This is a genomic window from Mycobacterium sp. RTGN5 (assembly GCF_033804465.1).
GTDB lineage: Bacteria > Actinomycetota > Actinomycetes > Mycobacteriales > Mycobacteriaceae > Mycobacterium.
The window spans coordinates 1-17,614 of sequence record NZ_JAPZLA010000013.1 but is presented as its reverse complement, the minus strand read 5'-3'; the positions used below and the strand labels follow the sequence as shown (position 1 = coordinate 17,614).

Below are 17,614 nucleotides of genomic sequence, written 5' to 3'. Positions count from 1 at the left end.
TATTCTCAGGTACTCTTAAGCCGGCTATAGGCCAGGAATCGCCAGGGGGTGAGGACACTGAGGCGGGGTATCGGCACGGTATTCACGGCGGGGGTGGCGCTCGTCGGCGCCACAGTGGTTGTTGCCAACCCCGTTTCGGCGCCTCCGTCGGATGTTCGCGTTCCTCCGGTGAAGCTTTCGGCTGACTCGACTGCGTCCAGAGCCGCCCTCGATCAGGCTCTCCTCGAGGTGATTGCCCAAAATCCGGCCCACTCAGGTCCGGGGGAGTTGTTCAACAGATCCGTCGCCGGGGTCGTCACCAACGTCACCATGCTCAGTGGGCGAGCAATCGAGGAAGCGCTCCGGGTGCAACCCGTCGTGGACGGAACGCCGGCACGTGTGCCGCCCCCGCCGCCGTCCGTGCCACCCACGGCGGTCGCCGACCTGCTCCGGGGCCGGCCGGCGGACGTCGCTGCCGCCAAGATTCCGGTCCCCGTCGTCGACCCCGCCCTGCAGCATGCGGTGACGTCGGTCGCCGACTACGTCGGCTATGTGAGCGTCCAGGCGGTCGAAGTCACCGACGCGGCCGGGACGATCACCACGGCGTCCCCCAGGCGCACCGTGGAGACCCTCGCGAGGCTGACCAACGGTGCCGACGCCACCATCACCGCTGCCCTGCGGGCCGCGGCGGCGCCGCTGGGGCCACCGTCGATGGTCGTCAAGGCAATCCGCACCGAGGTCCGCAAGCAGCTGACCGAGCTGGCTGATCGCCTCAGGCGGTCCTTGCCGACCCCGCCCCGGCTTGGCCAGGTCACGCGGCCGGCACCCGTCGAGCGCACGACGTCGCTGCGGGCGACGTTGGGTCATCGCCGCGGATCGGTGGTCACGTCCAAGCCGGCGGCCTCCGCCGATCGGACAAACCGACCCGGCCAGGCCGACCCGGACCTGAACAAGCCGACGACGGTCAACGGCGCCACCAATCTGACCGACGGCAACAAGGCCGTCCCGCGCACGAAGGCCCCGCAGTCCACGTTGCGGCAGCGCGCCGAGGCATCACTGAGCCAGGTGCGCGTCTCGCTGGCAGGTCTCGGCGACGTCCTGCGCAGGGCTGTGACGCCTCCTAAAGCCGCCAAGGCGCCTGGGCTACATCGGTCGCATCGGCACTGAACCCTTCCTGAACGGTCGGCTGCCGACCCAGCAGTGGCAGAATTCGCGGCATGCGGATGTCAGCGAAGGCCGAGTACGCCGTCCGCGCCATGACCCAGCTCGCATCCGTCGACACCGGTGCGCTGGTCAAGACCGATGATCTGGCCAAGGCCCAGGGCATCCCGGCACAGTTCCTGGTCGACATCTTGTCCGACTTACGCACCGACCGGCTGGTACGCAGCCACCGCGGCCGCGACGGCGGCTACGAGCTGGGCCGCCCGGCCGCGGAGATCAGCATCGCCGACGTCTTGCGCTGCATCGACGGGCCGTTGGCGAGCGTGCGTGACATCGGCCTGGGCGACTTGCCCTACAGCGGGCCGACCGCGGCGCTGACCGATGTGTGGCGGGCGTTGCGCGCCAGCATGCGTTCGGTACTCGAGGAAACCAGCCTGGCCGATGTGGCCAGCGGTCAACTGCCCGAGCACGTCGCCACCTTTGCCCACGACTACCTCGGCCAGGAAGACCGGCGCGGCCACAGCGGCTGATTCGCGCCTCAGCCGGCCCCGGAGCCATACGGCCGGGTGATGATCTCCAGGAAGTGGCCGCCCGGATCGCGGAAGTAGACGCCGCGGCCACCGTCGTTCCGGTTGATCTCACCGGGCCGGGCTGCCCGCGGGTCGGCCCAGTGCGGCAGTGCGCGTTCGGTGATCTTCGCGTAGATGGCGTCGAACTCGTCCTCGGAGACCAGGAAGGCGTAGTGCTGAGGGCGAATCGGTTCGTCGGGCGCCACATCCGCGTAATCGAGGCTGAGCCCGTGGGCGAGGGTGACCGCCAGGAAATGGCCCATGGGCACGGCATCCGGCAGCCCGAACAGCTCGGTCAAGAACCCGGCGGACTCGTATTTGTCGTGCGCCGCGACGATGGTGTGATTCAACGCGATTGCCATTACCGTTACCAGTCAAGCACTTTCGGCTATGCCCTGCAATGAATGCCGGCATCCCCAGTTGCGGTCGGCGTATGCCGTACCGTCTCTGGCTTATGGCAACACCGCAGAGTCGGGTCGAGATGCTCGGCAATATCGGACCCAACTGGTTCGCATCGGTCATGGGTACCGGAATCGTGGCGACCGCAGGTGCGACGTTGCCGATCCACGTGTGGGGATTGCGGGGCTTCGCCGAGGTGGTGTGGGTGATCGCCGCGGTGCTGCTCCTCGCGCTGCTCGCGATGGTGGGCCTGCACTGGTTGCGCCACCCGACGGTCGCGCGCAGCCATGCCCGAAATCCCCAAATGGCGCACTTCTACGGTGCGGCGCCGATGGCGCTGATGACCGTCGGCAGCGGCGCCGTGCTGATCGGCCGCGACCTCATCGGCGAACGCCTCGCCGTCGACCTGGACTGGGTGCTGTGGAGCGCAGGCACCATCGGGGGCCTGTTCACCGCGGTGAGCATTCCGTTCCTGATGTTCACCCAGCACAACGTCGAGCCCGACGCCGCCTTCGGCGGCTGGCTGATGCCGATCGTGCCGCCGATGGTGTCGGCGGCCAGCGGCGCGTTGCTCATCCCGCACATGGCGCCGGGCACCGGGCGCACCACCATGCTCTACGGCTGCTATGCGATGTTCGGGCTGTCGCTGGTGGCCGCGATGATCATCATCACGCTGATCTGGAGCAGGCTTGCGCTCTACGGAACGTCGGGCACCGCCAGGGTGCCCACGCTGTGGATCGTGCTCGGCCCCATCGGCCAATCCATCACCGCCGCAGGACTTCTCGGCCTCAACGCGGCGCGGGCCGTCCCACCGGAATTGGCCGAGGACCTGAATGCTTTCGCGATCATCTTCGGGGTGCCGATGTGGGGCTTCGCCGTGCTGTGGATCGCGCTGGCGACGTCGCTGACGGTCCGCACGCTGCGCCGCGGCATGCCATTCGCACTGACGTGGTGGAGCCTGACCTTCCCGGTCGGCACCTTCGTCACGGGCACCACGCAGCTGGCGGTCCACACACAACTGCCCGCGTTCAAGGTGGCCGCCGTGATCGCCTATGTCGGGCTGCTGAGCACCTGGCTGCTGGTCGCGATTCGCACCACCCGCGGCAGCCTGCGCGGCAATCTGCTGAACCCGCCGCCCAGTGCCGGGCCGATCAAGGCGCATAAGGATCCGGTGAAATAGGCTGCTATTTCCCGGCGGTCAGCTCCAGGGCGATGTTGTCGGGATCCCGGAACTCCAGGATGTAGGCCACCCCGATGTCCTTGATGGGCTCGTGGGTGATGCCGAGTTTGTCGAGGTGTTCCGCGGCCCGCTCCAAGTCGCCCAGGCTCGGCAGGCGGAAGGCCAGGTGGTCCAGACCGACCCGATCCTCGTCGAAGGTTCCGGTGCCGGTTGGCCGCAGCCCGATCAGGGCGTCGCCGATGTTGTAGATGACGCCGCCGAACAGAAATGAGAGCTGCTCGCGGGTCGCGTCGTCGGCGTCGTCGGGCAGTGCGACCAGGACAGGCCAGCCGAAGACGTCGTCGTAAAAGCGGCGCGAGGCGGTGATGTCGGTGATGGTCAGACGTACGTGGGCGACGGCGGCGGTGGCAATCGGCATACCGCTCATCCTGTCAGTAGCTGAGACCGCTGCGGGCGGCGCATGCGCAGGTCATGCCAGAATCGCGATCGTGCAGATTGGGATGACCCTGCCGGTGATGGAACCGGACGTCGACGCGAAGATCCTCAAGCAGTGGGCCAAGACGATCGACGAGGGACCGTTCTCCTCGCTGTGCTGGGGGGAGCGGATCGCCTTCGCCAATCCGGACTCGCTGACGCTGCTGGGCGCGCTGTGCGGCTGGACCGAACGGGTGCCGCTGGTGGCCACCGTGGTGGTTCCCCAGCTGCACAATCCGGTGATGCTCGCCAAGGCGCTGGCGACCGGTGACCTGCTCAGCGGTGGGCGGCTGACTGTCGGCATCGGAGTGGGAGGTCGCCACGAGGACTACCGCGCCGCCGGCGCGGACCCGAAAACCCAGACCATGCGGGAGATGGCCGAGCGGGTGGCGGTCATGAAGCGGGTCTGGGCGGGGGAGAAGGTCACCGAATCGGTGCTGCCGGTTGGACCTCGGCCCGCCCGCGACGGCGGGCCGCGGCTGCTGGTCGGCACCACCGGGCCCAAAACCCTGCGCAGCGCAGCTGAGTGGGCCGACGGCATCACCGGTATCTCGATGGACCTCGACCTCGACAAGCAGAATGAGTTGTTCGACGTCGCCCGCGACGCGTGGGCGGCTGCGGGCAAGCCCGAACCCCATCTCGCGACGTCGTTTTGGTTCGCCATCGGCGACGGGGGCGGTCCCCGTCAGCAGGTCATCGAGCACCTGCTGCACTACATGAACTGGATTCCGCGGGAGTACGTCGAGGCGATGGCGCCGACCACCGGGTGGGCGGGCACCGATGAGGAACTCGTTGCGGTGCTGCGCGGGTTCGCCGCGATCGGCACCAGCGAGCTGCACCTGATCCCGACCAGTACCGACATCGGTCAGCTGCGCCGCGTCGCCGAACTTGTTGGTGAGATCTCCGCCCAAGCGTGAGTTTCGGCGTAGAAAGTCGAGTAGGCGTCGCCATTGCGTCGATTTCGCGCCGGAAGGACGAGTCATGACCCAGCCGTACGGGAACTACCAGCTCGAGATCTACTTTCAGGGCCTCACCGGCGTAGTGCCCAGCCTGCCGATGTCGTTTGCGGAACTGGAAGCTCGTGCTGCCCAGGCTCTTTCGCCGTCGATATGGTCGTATGTCGCCGGTGGGGCCGGCGATGAGCGCACGCAGCGCGCGAACGTCACCGCCTTCGAGCAGTGGGGCTTGATCCCACGGATGCTGGTGGGCGCCACCGAGCGGGATCTGTCTGTCGAACTGTGGGGACGACGCTGGCCTGCGCCGGTGTTCATGGCGCCGATCGGGGTGATTGGGCTGTGCACCATCGACCGGCACGGTGACCTGGCTGCCGCGCGCGCCGCGGCGGCGACCGGCGTGCCGATGTGCGTCTCGACGCTGACGATGGATCCGCTGGAGGAGGTGGCCGCCCAATTCGGCGACACCCCAGGACTTTTCCAGTTGTACACCCCGGTCGATCGCGAGATGGCCGAAAGTTTCGTCCACCGCGCGGAGGCCGCGGGGTACACCGGCATCGTGGTGACCCTGGACACCTGGGTGCCGGGCTGGCGGCCGCGCGACCTTGCCACGTCCAACTTCCCGCAGTTGCGCGGAATGTGCCTGTCCAACTACATCAGCGACCCGGTTTTCCGCGCCAAGGCCGACGGCGATATCGACGCCGATCCGCGTAACGCCGTGCTGCCCTGGGTCAGCAACTTCGGAAATTCATTGACCTGGAACGACTTACCGTGGCTTCGGTCGTTGACGTCACTGCCGTTGATCCTCAAGGGCATCTGCCATCCTGACGATGCCCGCCGGGCGATCGACGCCGGCGTCGACGGTATCTACTGCTCCAACCACGGTGGGCGCCAAGCCAACGGCGGCCTTCCCGCGCTTGACTGCCTGCCTGACGTGGTCGCCGCCGCCGGTGACGTGCCGGTGCTGTTCGACTCCGGCGTCCGCTCCGGCGCCGACATTGTCAAGGCGCTGGCCATGGGCGCCAAGGCGGTCGGCATCGGCCGGCCCTACGCGTACGGCGCCGCGCTGGCCGGCACCGAAGGAATCGTTCATGTGTTGCGCTCGATGCTGGCCGAGGCGGACCTGATCATGGCCATCGACGGCTACCCGACGCTGGCCGATCTGACCCCCGCCTCGCTGCGGCCCGTGCGACAGTAAACGGATGCCGCAACCATCTACCAGCGTCAGCCGCCTGCCGGAGAAGCAGAACACCTCGCGTACCCGGCTCGACGAGCTGCTCGACGCGACACCGCTGGCGACCATCGCGTTGATCCGCGACGGACATCCGGTGATCTTTCCGATCGGCTTCGCCCGCATCGACGACGAACTGGTCATTCACGGCTCGACGGGCTCGCCGTGGATGCGCCAGCTGGCCGGTGGTGCGGCCGCCGCGGTTTCCGTCACCGCACTCGATGGAGTTCTGGTGGCGCGCAGCGGATTCGAATCCTCCTTCCAGTTCCGCAGCGCGGTGCTGTTCGGAACCTTCGAGCCGATCCCGGACGCCGACAAGGTGTCCTACCTCGAGACGCTGACCGACACGTTCATCCCCGGCAGGGTGGCCGAACTTCGCGCGAGCTCGCGCAAGGAGCTCGCCGCGACCATGGTGCTGCGGATGCCGATTGCCGCCGACAACTGGTCGCTCAAGATCGGTGACGGGTGGCCCGAGGACGACGAGGATGACGTCGCCGCGGGGGCATGGGCCGGGGTGGTTCCGTTGACCACGGTCTACGGCGAGCCGCAACGCGCACCGGACTGCGATCCCGCCACCCCGGTGCCGCCGTCGGTCAATGCGCTGGCAGGGGAGCTGTCGAACCGCCGGGGGAGACACCTTCGCTAGCAAGCGGTTTGGGTCGAAGAACGAAACTGAATGCCAGCGCGATGACGCCGATGGTCACACACGTCCAAAAGGCGTGCTGGAACGTCGAATCCGTGCCGGAGCCGACGATCGGACCGGCCCAGGCAAACCCCAATGAGAAGCCGATGCCATAACTGGCGTTGGCCAGTCCTGGCAGCGCGCCGGGCGCCTCGTCGGATGCCTGCAGTACGCCCAGCGACATCAGCGGCGTGTGTATCACTGCGCCGCAGGTGATTCCGTAGACCACCATCAGTGCCACGATCGCCCACTTATTGTCGGCGAAGACTGCCATCAGCGCGACCACCACGATCGTGGCGGCGATTCCGGCCCGCATCACGGTGACGAAGCCGATGCGGACGGCGAGCCGGCCGACGAACGGCGAGGCGAGTAGCTGCACGACGGCAGCCGGGGTCAGGAACAAGAGGGCCGTCATCGTCGCGTTGAGCCCGAAGCCGGAATCCGGGTCTTCGGCCATGCTGGGAATGACGAACGCCTGTATCACCATGAACGACCCAACGACCAGGATCGTGACGACGATCAGCGGCCATGCCTCCCGGGACCGAATGTATTTGAGCCCGATGACGGGATGTGCGACGCGGTTGTTGGCCACGACCAGCGCCACGAAGGCCCCCCCGGTTACCGCCAGCCAGACCAGCGCGGGTGTCGACGTCCATCCGCCGTGTCCGCCGTTGGACATGAACATCGTGAGGCCGCCAACACTCAGCGCGATGAAGACCGCACCGATCCAGTCCATCCGGCCTTCGGAGCGAGCTCCCGGTTCGTCGGCGGGAACCCACTTCCAGGCGAAGGCCACCGCGATCAGGCCGACGACCGTGGTGAGCATGAAGATCGAGCGGTAGCCGAAGGCATCGGTCATGATGCCTGCGAGGAACGCGTCCCCGCCGGCCACGCCGCCGTTGATGGACGCCATCAGCCCGCAGCACACACCGAAGGTCGCGCCGCTGACCCGGGCCCGCAGAATCATGAAGCCCAGACCGTAGGTGATATTCGAGGCCCCCTGCAGGAATCGGCCCACCATGACAATCGGCAGCGAGCTGCTCAGGCATAGCACCGTGCCGAGAACACACACGACGAGGATGCCGATCAGCACGCGCTTGCGTCCGATGTAATCACTCCACCGGATCAGCACGACGTTGGCGATCGCCCCGGCGATGAAGAACGGCGTCGACATGGCGGCGAACGCCCCGGGGCCGAGCGTCTCGTTGATGTCGCGGACGGCGGGCGACAACATGGTGGCGTTCAGCGAGAAGGACATCACCGAGAAGACCAGGGCCGTCACCAGCAGGACGATCTGTCGGCGGGACAGGGAATCGGTATCGGCGAGTGGCTGACTCACGAAGATTCACTCCTCAGGCGGTTCCGCCGCTGCCCGGCAAATTGAGAGCATCGTATGTGAGGACACCGCGCGATGTGTGTTGTCAGCGCCGTCCCCACGGGCCGAGCAGCGTGCGCCAGAATTTTCGGAACGATTCCGGGAAGACGATGTCCTCGGTGTTGCCCTGCGGGGGCTGGTTTTCCATCCGCTCGCCGGGGCGGTCTTGGTCTCCGGCGTCGTCGCGCTCAGCCACAGCGTCCTCCCTCGATCAGCGCCGGCCGGGCCCGATGGGGCCGGGTCCGATGGGGCCCGGTCCGACGGGGCCGGGGCCGACGGGGCCTGGTCCCAGTGGGCCGACCCCGGCTGGGCCGACATAGCAGCACGGGTTGATGTACACGTTCACGTCGTCGTAGTACTCGCACTGATTGGCTTCCCAGTTGAAATACATCCCGGCACCGCAGCCGTCATCGGCTGAACTTGTTGGTGCCCAGGAGATTCCAGCGAACGGCAGCGACACCACCGCCAGGGCACAGGCTCCGAAACGCCCCATTCGATCGCGCATGTGGCCCCCACTTTCACCGACCGGTGTCTCACCGTATCGGACAAGGAAGGCGCCGTCAGGCGATCCCGCGGTGAGTTAAGCGCGCAACCGGGTGCTCGGGTGCCGGGCGACCGCGGACAACCATTCCGAGCTGACCGTCAGATCGTCGAGTTGACGGTCGATCCCGTCGACGCGGCTGGACACCTCGCGCAGCTGCCTGGCCAACTCGGCGCGCTGCATCACCAGTTTCGCCCGCATCCGTTCGAGCATCCCCAAGAGCGCCTGCGCTTCCGAGCGAGTCGGCATGTTGGCGGCGGCTGCTGTCATCTCCAGTCTCCTTTCGGAGAAATCGCTATGCCTCCACGTTGCGCCCACTGGACAGGGAAGGCCAGTCGTTTGGGACACCGGCAGGCTGTTGGCAGCGCGCACCGAGAAACGGCTAGCTGAGCACCCGGTCGGCCTCGCGCAGACCGCTCAGGTAGGCGCCGTGGACGGTGCCGAACCACTCCGGATTGGTGGCCTCGCCCGCGAACAGGAGTCGCTCGCCGACCGGTTCGCCGAGCGCGTGCATATCGTCGGGGCTCGACCCGACGGCGATGAAACTGTACGAGCCGCGGGCGTATTGGTCTGTGCCCCAACGCGTCACGATGGATCCAGTGGGAGTGGGCGCATCGATGGCGGTGATCAATTCGGCCACCGCGTCCTGGTCGGACAGCGATTCACGCGACCACGCGGCCTGCCCGCCGCGCAGCCCCACCAGCAGTGGCTTGCCCGCGATGACCAGGCCATTGACCAGATCGGTGACCGGCTGGTTGTTGCCGACCAGCCCGATCATCGGCGTGGACGCCGGCCAGAACGGTTTGTCGAACGCCACGACCACCTTGTTGAGCAGCCCGAACCCGAGCTTGTCGATGGCGTGGCGCTTGGCCTCGGGAAGTGGCGGGTCGAACGCGATGGTTCCCGCTTTGAGTACGCCGAGCGGGACGGTGACAATCACCCGGTCGGCGGTCACGGACCCCTGCGAGGTGTCCAGGCGTATCTGCTCGCCGCCGTGCGAGATCCGGGTGACCTCGGTGCGCTGGCGGATGTCGAGACCCTTGGCGAGGTGCTGCGACAGCTGGGTGTAGCCGCCGGGGAGGATGACGTCGGGCCCCTTGAACTGACCCTCGCTGCCCAACCAGCGCAGCGACAGCTGGTCGGGGTCGGCCGCGTATTCGCCTGCGGTGCGGGAGGTCACGTTCCATGCGACCAGCGGATCGTCGAGGTCCGCGATCCCCACCAGGCCGTCGGCCACTGATTCGTCGGGCCTGGCGTCGCTGCTGAGGTCATCGAGCTTCTCGATGATGCGGTGCCAGTCGGGCACCAACGCCGCGGCGGCTTTCGGATCGACCTTCTGGTGATTCTCGATCAGGACGAAGTCTTCGAAATCGGTCGGCACGGTCTTGGCGCCGACGTCTTGGGCGAGTTTGGTGAGCGGGTTGTTCTCGGTGCCGTGGATCCACGAGGCGCCGATATCGATCGGCACGCCCAACGAGGTGTCGGTGTGAGTCCGGCCACCGATCCGATCGCGGGCTTCGAGCACGGTGACGCGCACACCCGCGTCGGCCAGTCGCCGAGCCGCCGCCAGCCCTGAGAAGCCGGCACCCACGACCACGACGTGATCGCCACGGTGTTCTCCTGCGCGGCGTTCTTCTGCGCCGCGGTCTTCTGCGTCGCCGCAAGCGGGCAGCAGCGGTGTCGCGGCGAGTGCGCCGAAACCCAGGATGAACCCGCGCCGCCCGACCGCACGCATGGCGCTGACGCTATCGCCTCGCCAGGTCGATCACAGGGAAACCACAGATGTGCTCGCGGTTTGCCGCGTGAAAAGCTCCAACCTTTGCTATGCACTAACCGTGCAATCCACGTCGCGCGACTCCGCGGTCGAACCGCCAACCGCCAAACCCGTGCCGGCCATCGTCGAGCGCTGCCGAAGGCTGATCGCCAATCCGGTGTTCGAAACCGCGATCGTGATCGTCATTGTGATCAACGCCACAGTCCTCGGTTGGGAGACCTTCGATTCGGTCACGGCCGGTTACCACGGCGTCTTCGATGTGCTCTACAACGTCATCCTTTCCATCTACGTCATCGAGCTTCTGATCCGGTTCACCGCGGCCGGATGGAATGTCCGCGAGTTCGCCAAGAGCCACTGGAACATCTTCGACTTCGTTGTGATCGCCGGTTCCTTCTTGCCGGGCTTGCGGGCGACCGCGATGCTGCTTCGACTGGTGCGGTTGGCGCGGATCGTGCGCATCATCCGGTTCCTGCCCGATCTGCGCGTGGTCATCGGCGCGATCGCCAGAAGCATCCCCGGGGTGGCATCCCTGGCCGCGGCGACGGCGCTGCTCATCTACATCTACGGGATGCTCGGCTGGGTCCTGTTCGCCAATCACGATCCCGACCACTACGGGAACATCGGCCGGGCGATGCTGACGATGTACATCATGCTGACGTTGGAGAACCTGCCCGACAACGTCGAAATGGGACTGCAGGTCTCACCCTGGTCGGTGCTGTTCTTCATCAGCTACACCGTGATCCTGAGCTTCCTCGTCTTCAACCTGTTCATCGGCATCGTGCTGAACTCGATGGAGGAGGCACGTTCGGCCGATCGGGCCAAGCACGAGACCGACGACCTGCTGCACCGCTTGCGGGCGGCGCGCGAAGCACTCGAGGACGCCGAGCGGGAATTGCAGCGCTCACACCGCGACGATCGAGGGCCAGCTACAGACGGCGCGGCCGGTCCTGGCTAGCGGGGCCGTGCATCACAGCGCCGCGATGCGTTCCGGCACTTATCTGGCCTGGTGAAAGTTCACAGATTCGCGAGGACAACGGCACAGGTGGACGCCGACCAGCGGCCGGAACCTGAGCATTACCTATAGATGGAAGCGTTCCCTCCACGGCGTGGAGTCGCCATGATTAACTGGCCCCCGCCACGGCGATCGCCACTCCTGGCAAATGAAAGGGCACCTGTCCATGAAATCAGCACGGTGCTTACGAACTGTCGTCATCATCAGCGCTTTTTCGGCCGCGATTCCCCTGTTGTCGGCCGGACCCGCCTCGGCCGATCCGGTCACCGACGCGCTGGCTAACACGTCCTGCAGCTACGCCCAGGTCACGGCTGCCCTGAATGCGGAGGCTCCGGCGCTGGCCCAGCAGCTCAATGCGCGACCCGATATGCAGGCTAATATTCAGCAGTTCCTGGCCATGCCGATCGACCAGCGCCACCAGCAGTTGGCACAGCAGCAAGCAGTGAACCCAGCGTTGCAAGCAATGATCTACGCCCAGATCGGCCCGCAGATAACGCAGGTCGCGAACACCTGCATGAATTACTGACCCTGCGTTTGGCCGGATTCCGATTCGGCCGGCACGGCCGCCCTCGCCGAGGGCAACCGCACACCATAAACACGGTTATGGTATTTGTTCCGACCTTTGGCTTACCCCGTCGCGCTGGCCCGAGTCGGTGAAATCGCCCCACATCGGGCTTTGCTGCAGGGCTGATCGCCGCTTCGGCGGAAGTGACGAGAAAACGACCGCCGGTGTGTCATTTCGGCAACGGCCGTGGTAGATGGCACCGTAGGATTCCCACAGAGTTACCGATGGGTAGCCCGCCGGGCGAATGAACGTGTTCTAAAACCGGGATTTGTCGCGCGCGTAAAGCTAGAGTTCCTCCCCATGCAGGCCACCTTGGCTAACTCTCATCCGACCAATGGCGTCGCTGAAGCGCTCCTTGATCGACCTGACGTCGGCGAGGCGCTGGCAGCAATCCGGCGACCGGTTGCCGTCGTGAACTCGGCGCAGGGACCGCGTGCCGTGGTCCTGGACAACGTCGGGCAACTAACGTCGGAGATCTTGCGCCAAGACTTGCTTGCCGTACTGCCGGCGATCTATCCGGAATGGCTCGGCGACCGCAGTTTCACCGCAACGCACAACGTGCGATTCCCCTACGTCGTCGGCGAGATGGCGCGCGGGATTGCGACCCCGCAGATGACCGTCGAGGGTGTCCGCGCCGGGGTGATGGCGTTCTACGGCAGTGCCGGGCTCGACCTGGCCACCGTCGAAGCCGGCGTACTGGAAATACAAGCCGCGCTCGGCCGGGACTCCGACGGGTGGGGCGCCAATCTCATCCACAACGTCCAGAGCGACGGCATCGAACTGGCGACGGTCGACCTGTTCCATCGCCTGGGTGTCCGCTACGTGTCCGCCTCGGCGTTCATGCGCCTCACTCCTGCCGTCGTCCTGTACGCCGCAAAAGGTCTGCGGCGCGATGCGCACGGACACATCGTCCGGGCCGGGCACATCTTCGCGAAGGTCTCTCGCGATGAGGTCGCTCGTCACTTCCTCTTGCCCGCACCGGAAGCGATGCTGAGCGCGCTGGTCGCCGAGGGGCGCCTCACCGCCGAGGAAGCCGCGCTCGCCAGCGGAATCCCGATCGCGGAAGACATCACCGCCGAAGCGGATTCGGGCGGCCATACCGATAACCGCGCGTTGACCGTGCTGCTTCCGCGGCTCATCAGCCTGCGCGACGAGATCGCCGCAGCCTACGGCTACTCCGTCCTGCCGCGGGTCGGGGCGGCCGGCGGACTGGGCACCCCTGCCGCTGTCGCCGCCGCGTTCGCCGCCGGCGCCGCCTACGTGCTGACCGGTTCGGTCAACCAGTCGGCGGTGGAGAGCGGTTTGTCGCCGGATGCCCGAACCCTGCTGGGGCTGGCCGAATCGACGGACGTGGCGATGGCGCCCGCCGCCGACATGTTCGAGATGGGCGTGACCGTGCAGGTTCTCAAGCGCGGCACGATGTTCGCCCAACGCGGGCACCGCCTGGCTGACTTCTATCGCCGCTACTCCTCGCTCGAGGAAGCCCCACCGGCGGAACTCGCGAACCTCGAGACCGCGGTCCTGGGGCGCAGCGTCGCCGACATCTGGGCGGACACCGAAGCCTTCTTCGCCAAGAGCGACCCACACCAGGTGGAACGCGCGGCAGCGGACCCGAGACATCGCATGGCCCTGGTATTCCGCTGGTACCTGTTCACGGGTTCGCAGTGGGCTCGCGACGGCAATACTGAGCGTCGCGGCGACTACCAGATCTGGTGTGGCCCGGCGATGGGGGCCTTCAACCAATGGGTGCGGGGAAGTTTCCTCGAGCCGGTGGAGTCCCGCACGGTTCGTCAGATCGCGCTCAATCTACTTGAGGGAACTGCAACCGTGACTCGAGCCGGGCAGCTTCGCGCCTCGGGCGTCGCGATGCCGCCCTCCGCCTTTGATTTCCGTCCACGTCCTCTCGGATAAGGGTTACCTTGACTGACAACACGCACCAGCCCACTGCCACTCCGATCGCGGTGGTCGCCATGTCGGCGATCTACCCGGGCGAGTCGGGGCTCACCGGCTTCTGGCGCACCATCACCTCTGGCCGCGACGCCATCAGCGAGGTACCGCCCTCGCACTGGCTGATCGAGGATTACTACGACGCCGATCCCAAGGTGCCGGACAAGACGTACTGCAAGCGGGGCGGCTTCATCGACCCGGTGAACTTCGACCCGGTGAAATTCGGGTTGCCGCCCAACGCATTACCGTCGACGGATACCGGGCAGATCCTTGCACTGATCGCGGCCAGGGAGCTGCTTGATGAAGTGCAGCGCAGCGGCGCTGACGTCGACCTGGACCGGGTGGACGTCGTGCTCGGGGTGGCCTCGACCACTGAGCTCGTTGTGCAAATGGGTTCGCGGATGCAGCGGCCGATCTGGCGTAAAGCCATGCTGGAGAACGGATTGGCGGAGGACGAGGCGGACGAGATCTGCCAGGATATCGCGGATCACTACGTCCCCTGGCAGGAAAGCACGTTCCCCGGTCTGCTCGGCAACGTCATCGCCGGCCGCGTCGCCAACCGCCTGAACCTCGGTGGCGCCAACTTCGTCACCGATGCCGCATGCGCCAGTTCGCTTTCGGCGCTGCAGTCGGCATTGCACCGGCTGTATCTTCACGAGGCCGATGTGGTGCTGACCGGCGGCGTCGATGCACTGAACGACGTGATGATGTACATGTGCTTCTCCAAGACGCCGGCGTTCTCGGCGACCGGCGACTGCCGGCCGTTCTCCGCAGGCGCTGACGGGACGATCATCGGTGAGGGCGTCGGCATGGTCGCCCTTAAGCGGCTCGCCGATGCCGAGCGTGACGGCGACCAGATTCATGCGGTCATCCGCGGTCTGGGTTCCTCTTCCGATGGGCGCGCGTCCAGCGTCTACGCGCCGCGTTCCGAAGGGCAGGCCAAGGCACTGCGCCTCGCCTACGACCGCGCCGGCTACGACCCGTCGACGGTCGAACTTCTCGAAGCGCACGGCACCGCGACCAAAGCGGGCGACGTTGCCGAGTTCGCGGCCCTCAAGTCAGTGTTCAGTGGTCCTGACTCGGCGCGAATCGCCATCGGATCGGTGAAGTCTCAGATCGGCCACACCAAGGCGGCGGCAGGCGCCGCCGGACTCATCAAAGCCGTTCTCGCGCTCCAGCATTCAATACTGCCGGGTACGCTGAAGGTCGATCGCCCGAACCCTGCGATGGGGATCGAGGAGTCGCCGTTCTATGTCAACACGCAGACGCGGCCGTGGGTGCGGAAAGATGATCAGCCCCGACGCGCATCAGTGAGCTCGTTTGGCTTTGGCGGCAGCAACTTCCACGTGACGCTTGAGGAGTACCAAGGCGAGCACCGCGCCAAGCGGCTGCGGGCACTGCCCAGCGAACTCGTGGTGCTCAGCGCGCCGTCCGAGACCGCGCTGCAGAAGCGGGCGGCAGACATCGTCGCCGCAGTGCGTTCCGGCGACAGCGTTGCCCGCATCGCGTTCGAGGCCGCCGAGGAATTCGACGCCTCGCAGCCAGCGCGTGCGGGTCTGGTCGCAACAGATGCCGAGTCGCTTGTGGCAGTTGCCGAACGGCTGCGCAGTGCATTGGCCGACGGCAAGGTTGCCGAGCTCAAGGACGCCAATATCACTGTCGGCTTCGGACCGGCCCGCGAAGGCAAGACGGCATTCTTGTTCCCCGGCCAGGGCAGCCAGTACGTCGGGATGGGTGGCGATCTCGCGATCAGCTTCCCCGAGGCGCTCGCGGTGTGGGACGGGCTCGAGGGTGATCTGACCGATCTGCCCGGCGTCGTGTTCCCGGAGCCGGTCTTCGATGCGTCCGCGGTGGATGCACAGAAGAAAGAGCTCACCGCGATGGCCAACGCCCAGCCGGCCATCGCCGCAACGAGTCTCGCTCAGCTTGCGCTGCTCGACGTCCTCGGCGTGAGCGCGACGGCCGCCGCGGGACACAGCTTCGGTGAGGTCACCGCACTGGCGGCCGCGGGCGTACTACCGACCGAGCGTCTCGTCGAGACCGCTCGCACCCGCGGCACGCTGATGAACGAAGCGGGCCAAGGCAAGGATGGCGCGATGCTGGCGGTCTCGGCGACCGTCGAAGACGTGCGGGCGCTGCTGGCTGCTCATCCCGAGTCGGGATCGCTGGTCATCGCCAACGACAACGCGCCCACCCAGGTGGTGCTGGCCGGCTACGACTCCGATATCGGGTGGGCACAAACCGCGGCGAAGTCGAAGGGCTGGACAGCGGTCCGCCTGCCGGTGGCCTCGGCATTCCATTCCGAGATCGTGGCCGCGAGTTCCGCACCGTTGACGGCGCATCTGAAGACGCTCAAGATCGGTCAGCCCAACTTCCCGGTCTACGCGAACGCCACCGCGCAACCGTACGGCGAGGACGTTGCCGAGCAGCTCGGCGATCAGGTTCAGCAGGTGGTGCGGTTCCGCGAAATGATCGAGACGATGGCCCGCGACGGGGTGACCCGCTTCATCGAAGTTGGTCCCGGTCGCGTCCTGACGGGACTTGTCGGGAAGATCCTGGGCACGCCGGCGCACAGCGCGGTGGCGCTCGACGATCCGAAGGCCGACGGGCTCATCGGTTGGCATCGCGGGTTGGCCGCGCTGGCTGCCGACGGTGTGGCGCTGGATCTCGTGGCCCTCTTCGATCACTACGAAGAGCCGGAGAAGTTCGTAGCGGCACCGAAGCACGCCGTTCTGGTCGGGGGAGCCAACCTCGGCAAGCCCTATCCGCCCCTGGACGGCAAGGTTTCGATCACGCCGAAGCGCACCAGGGCAAGTGTGCAGAGCGCGCCGCCGGCAGCGGCACACGCGCCTGCGCCGGCCCCGGCGGTTCAGCGGATGGAAGCACCGGCCGTGCACGCGCCGGCGCCAGTGGCCCAGGTGCAGGCACCGGTAGCCCAGCAGCAGGCACAGGCTGTTCAGCAGCAGGCACAGGTGGTTTACCAGCAGGCCGAGGTTGTCGAGGCGCCGTTGTCCGGCGATGTCTGGAGCATCATCGACAGCATCCAGAAGGAGACTGCCCAGCAGCACCAGCGCTACATGGACGTGGTGACGCACAGCCACCAGGCATTCCTGGACATGTCCACGCAGATGATGGGCCAGATCGTGGGCGGCCAGACGACCGTTGCGCAGGCGCCCCGGGCGTTGACAAGTGTTGCACCGCAGCAGGTTCTGACCCCGGCGTATGTAGCACCGGTGGTCGCACCGCCGGTGGCGGTCGCCCCGGTGGTGCCTGCGCCAGTTGCGGTTGCCGCGCCGGTAGCCGTGGTACCAGCGCCGGTGGTCGCTCCGGTGCCCGCGGCTCCTGTTGCCGCGGTGGCGGTCTCGGCTGCTCCGTCGGTGTCGGCGGGTGATGTGGTGTTGTCGATTGTTTCGGAGAAGACGGGTTATCCGGTTGACATGCTCGGTTTGGGCATGGAGATGGAGGCCGAGCTGGGGATTGATTCGATCAAGCAGGTCGAGATTTTGGCGGCGTTGCAGGCGAAGTTCCCTGGTGCTCCGGAGATTCCGGCGTCTGAGTTGTCGGGGTTGCGGACGTTGCAGGATGTTGTCGACACGGTTGCGGACTTCGCGGCGCCTGCTGTTGCCGCGGCTCCTGTTGCTGCGGTAGCGGTTTCGGTCGTTCCGTCGGTGTCGGCGGGTGATGTGGTGTTGTCGATTGTTTCGGAGAAGACGGGTTATCCGGTTGACATGCTCGGGTTGGGCATGGAGATGGAGGCCGAGCTGGGGATTGA

At 66.5% G+C, this 17,614-nt stretch carries 17 protein-coding genes; 10 read left to right on the top strand and 7 right to left on the bottom strand.

All coding sequences use genetic code 11. The features are described from left to right. Positions 1 to 168: 168 nt before the first annotated feature. Complete coding sequence (locus tag SLQ31_RS29315; RefSeq protein WP_319437709.1) at positions 169 to 1,146, top strand: hypothetical protein; 978 nt, start codon at positions 169 to 171, stop codon at positions 1,144 to 1,146. Between the two features lie 50 nt (positions 1,147 to 1,196). Next, positions 1,197 to 1,670, top strand: coding sequence for an RrF2 family transcriptional regulator (locus SLQ31_RS29310; protein WP_319437708.1), 474 nt, complete (start codon positions 1,197 to 1,199; stop codon positions 1,668 to 1,670). Between the two features lie 8 nt (positions 1,671 to 1,678). Here SLQ31_RS29310 and SLQ31_RS29305 read toward each other — a convergent pair whose 3' ends face one another. Continuing rightward, positions 1,679 to 2,071, bottom strand: a complete 393-nt coding sequence (locus SLQ31_RS29305; protein WP_319437707.1) for a VOC family protein — start codon at positions 2,069 to 2,071, stop codon at positions 1,679 to 1,681. A 92-nt stretch (positions 2,072 to 2,163) separates the two neighbouring features. Between SLQ31_RS29305 and SLQ31_RS29300 the strand changes: the two genes are divergently transcribed. Beyond that, positions 2,164 to 3,288, top strand: a complete 1,125-nt coding sequence (locus SLQ31_RS29300) for a TDT family transporter (RefSeq protein ID WP_319437706.1) — start codon at positions 2,164 to 2,166, stop codon at positions 3,286 to 3,288. A gap of 4 nt (positions 3,289 to 3,292) precedes the next feature. Here the strand turns inward: SLQ31_RS29300 and SLQ31_RS29295 are convergent, their stop codons facing one another. Next, a complete protein-coding gene (locus SLQ31_RS29295) occupies positions 3,293 to 3,706 on the bottom strand; it encodes a VOC family protein (protein ID WP_319437705.1) in 414 nt (137 codons plus the stop codon). Between the two features lie 97 nt (positions 3,707 to 3,803). Here SLQ31_RS29295 and SLQ31_RS29290 point away from each other — a divergent pair, with 97 nt between their 5' ends. The 3 genes from SLQ31_RS29290 (at position 3,804) to SLQ31_RS29280 (ending at position 6,592) form a co-directional block, all read left to right on the top strand. Continuing rightward, complete coding sequence (locus tag SLQ31_RS29290; RefSeq protein WP_319437724.1) at positions 3,804 to 4,679, top strand: LLM class flavin-dependent oxidoreductase; 876 nt, start codon at positions 3,804 to 3,806, stop codon at positions 4,677 to 4,679. A gap of 64 nt (positions 4,680 to 4,743) precedes the next feature. Next, complete coding sequence (locus SLQ31_RS29285) at positions 4,744 to 5,913, top strand: alpha-hydroxy-acid oxidizing protein (RefSeq protein WP_319437704.1); 1,170 nt, start codon at positions 4,744 to 4,746, stop codon at positions 5,911 to 5,913. A gap of 4 nt (positions 5,914 to 5,917) precedes the next feature. After that, positions 5,918 to 6,592: a pyridoxamine 5'-phosphate oxidase family protein gene (locus SLQ31_RS29280; RefSeq protein ID WP_319437703.1), complete on the top strand. Its 675-nt coding sequence runs from the start codon at positions 5,918 to 5,920 to the stop codon at positions 6,590 to 6,592. Here SLQ31_RS29280 and SLQ31_RS29275 read toward each other — a convergent pair. From SLQ31_RS29275 to SLQ31_RS29255, 5 genes are all read right to left on the bottom strand, one after another. Then, positions 6,540 to 7,967 carry an MFS transporter gene (locus SLQ31_RS29275; protein ID WP_319437702.1) on the bottom strand — a complete coding sequence of 476 codons (1,428 nt, stop codon included), beginning with the start codon at positions 7,965 to 7,967 and terminating at the stop codon, positions 6,540 to 6,542. The genes SLQ31_RS29280 and SLQ31_RS29275 overlap by 53 nt on opposite strands. An 82-nt stretch (positions 7,968 to 8,049) precedes the next feature. Then, a complete protein-coding gene (locus SLQ31_RS29270) occupies positions 8,050 to 8,199 on the bottom strand; it encodes a hypothetical protein (RefSeq protein WP_319437701.1) in 150 nt (49 codons plus the stop codon). A gap of 15 nt (positions 8,200 to 8,214) precedes the next feature. Beyond that, on the bottom strand, positions 8,215 to 8,508 hold the full coding sequence (locus SLQ31_RS29265; protein WP_319437700.1) for a hypothetical protein: 294 nt from the start codon (positions 8,506 to 8,508) through the stop codon (positions 8,215 to 8,217). A 75-nt stretch (positions 8,509 to 8,583) separates the two neighbouring features. Continuing rightward, on the bottom strand, positions 8,584 to 8,814 hold the full coding sequence (locus tag SLQ31_RS29260; RefSeq protein ID WP_319437699.1) for a hypothetical protein: 231 nt from the start codon (positions 8,812 to 8,814) through the stop codon (positions 8,584 to 8,586). Positions 8,815 to 8,926: 112 nt separating this feature from the next. Then, positions 8,927 to 10,279: a flavin monoamine oxidase family protein gene (locus SLQ31_RS29255; protein ID WP_319437698.1), complete on the bottom strand. Its 1,353-nt coding sequence runs from the start codon at positions 10,277 to 10,279 to the stop codon at positions 8,927 to 8,929. Between the two features lie 100 nt (positions 10,280 to 10,379). Between SLQ31_RS29255 and SLQ31_RS29250 the strand changes: the two genes are divergently transcribed. From SLQ31_RS29250 to SLQ31_RS29235, 4 genes are all read left to right on the top strand, one after another. After that, positions 10,380 to 11,273, top strand: coding sequence for an ion transporter (locus tag SLQ31_RS29250; RefSeq protein WP_319437697.1), 894 nt, complete (start codon positions 10,380 to 10,382; stop codon positions 11,271 to 11,273). Positions 11,274 to 11,478: 205 nt separating this feature from the next. Beyond that, positions 11,479 to 11,856 carry a hemophore-related protein gene (locus SLQ31_RS29245; protein WP_319437696.1) on the top strand — a complete coding sequence of 126 codons (378 nt, stop codon included), beginning with the start codon at positions 11,479 to 11,481 and terminating at the stop codon, positions 11,854 to 11,856. A gap of 339 nt (positions 11,857 to 12,195) precedes the next feature. Further along, positions 12,196 to 13,806, top strand: a complete 1,611-nt coding sequence (locus SLQ31_RS29240) for a PfaD family polyunsaturated fatty acid/polyketide biosynthesis protein (protein ID WP_319437695.1) — start codon at positions 12,196 to 12,198, stop codon at positions 13,804 to 13,806. Positions 13,807 to 13,814: 8 nt separating this feature from the next. Continuing rightward, positions 13,815 to 17,614 (top strand): beta-ketoacyl synthase N-terminal-like domain-containing protein (locus tag SLQ31_RS29235; RefSeq protein ID WP_319437694.1); only part of this gene is annotated, 3,800 nt, incomplete at its 3' end.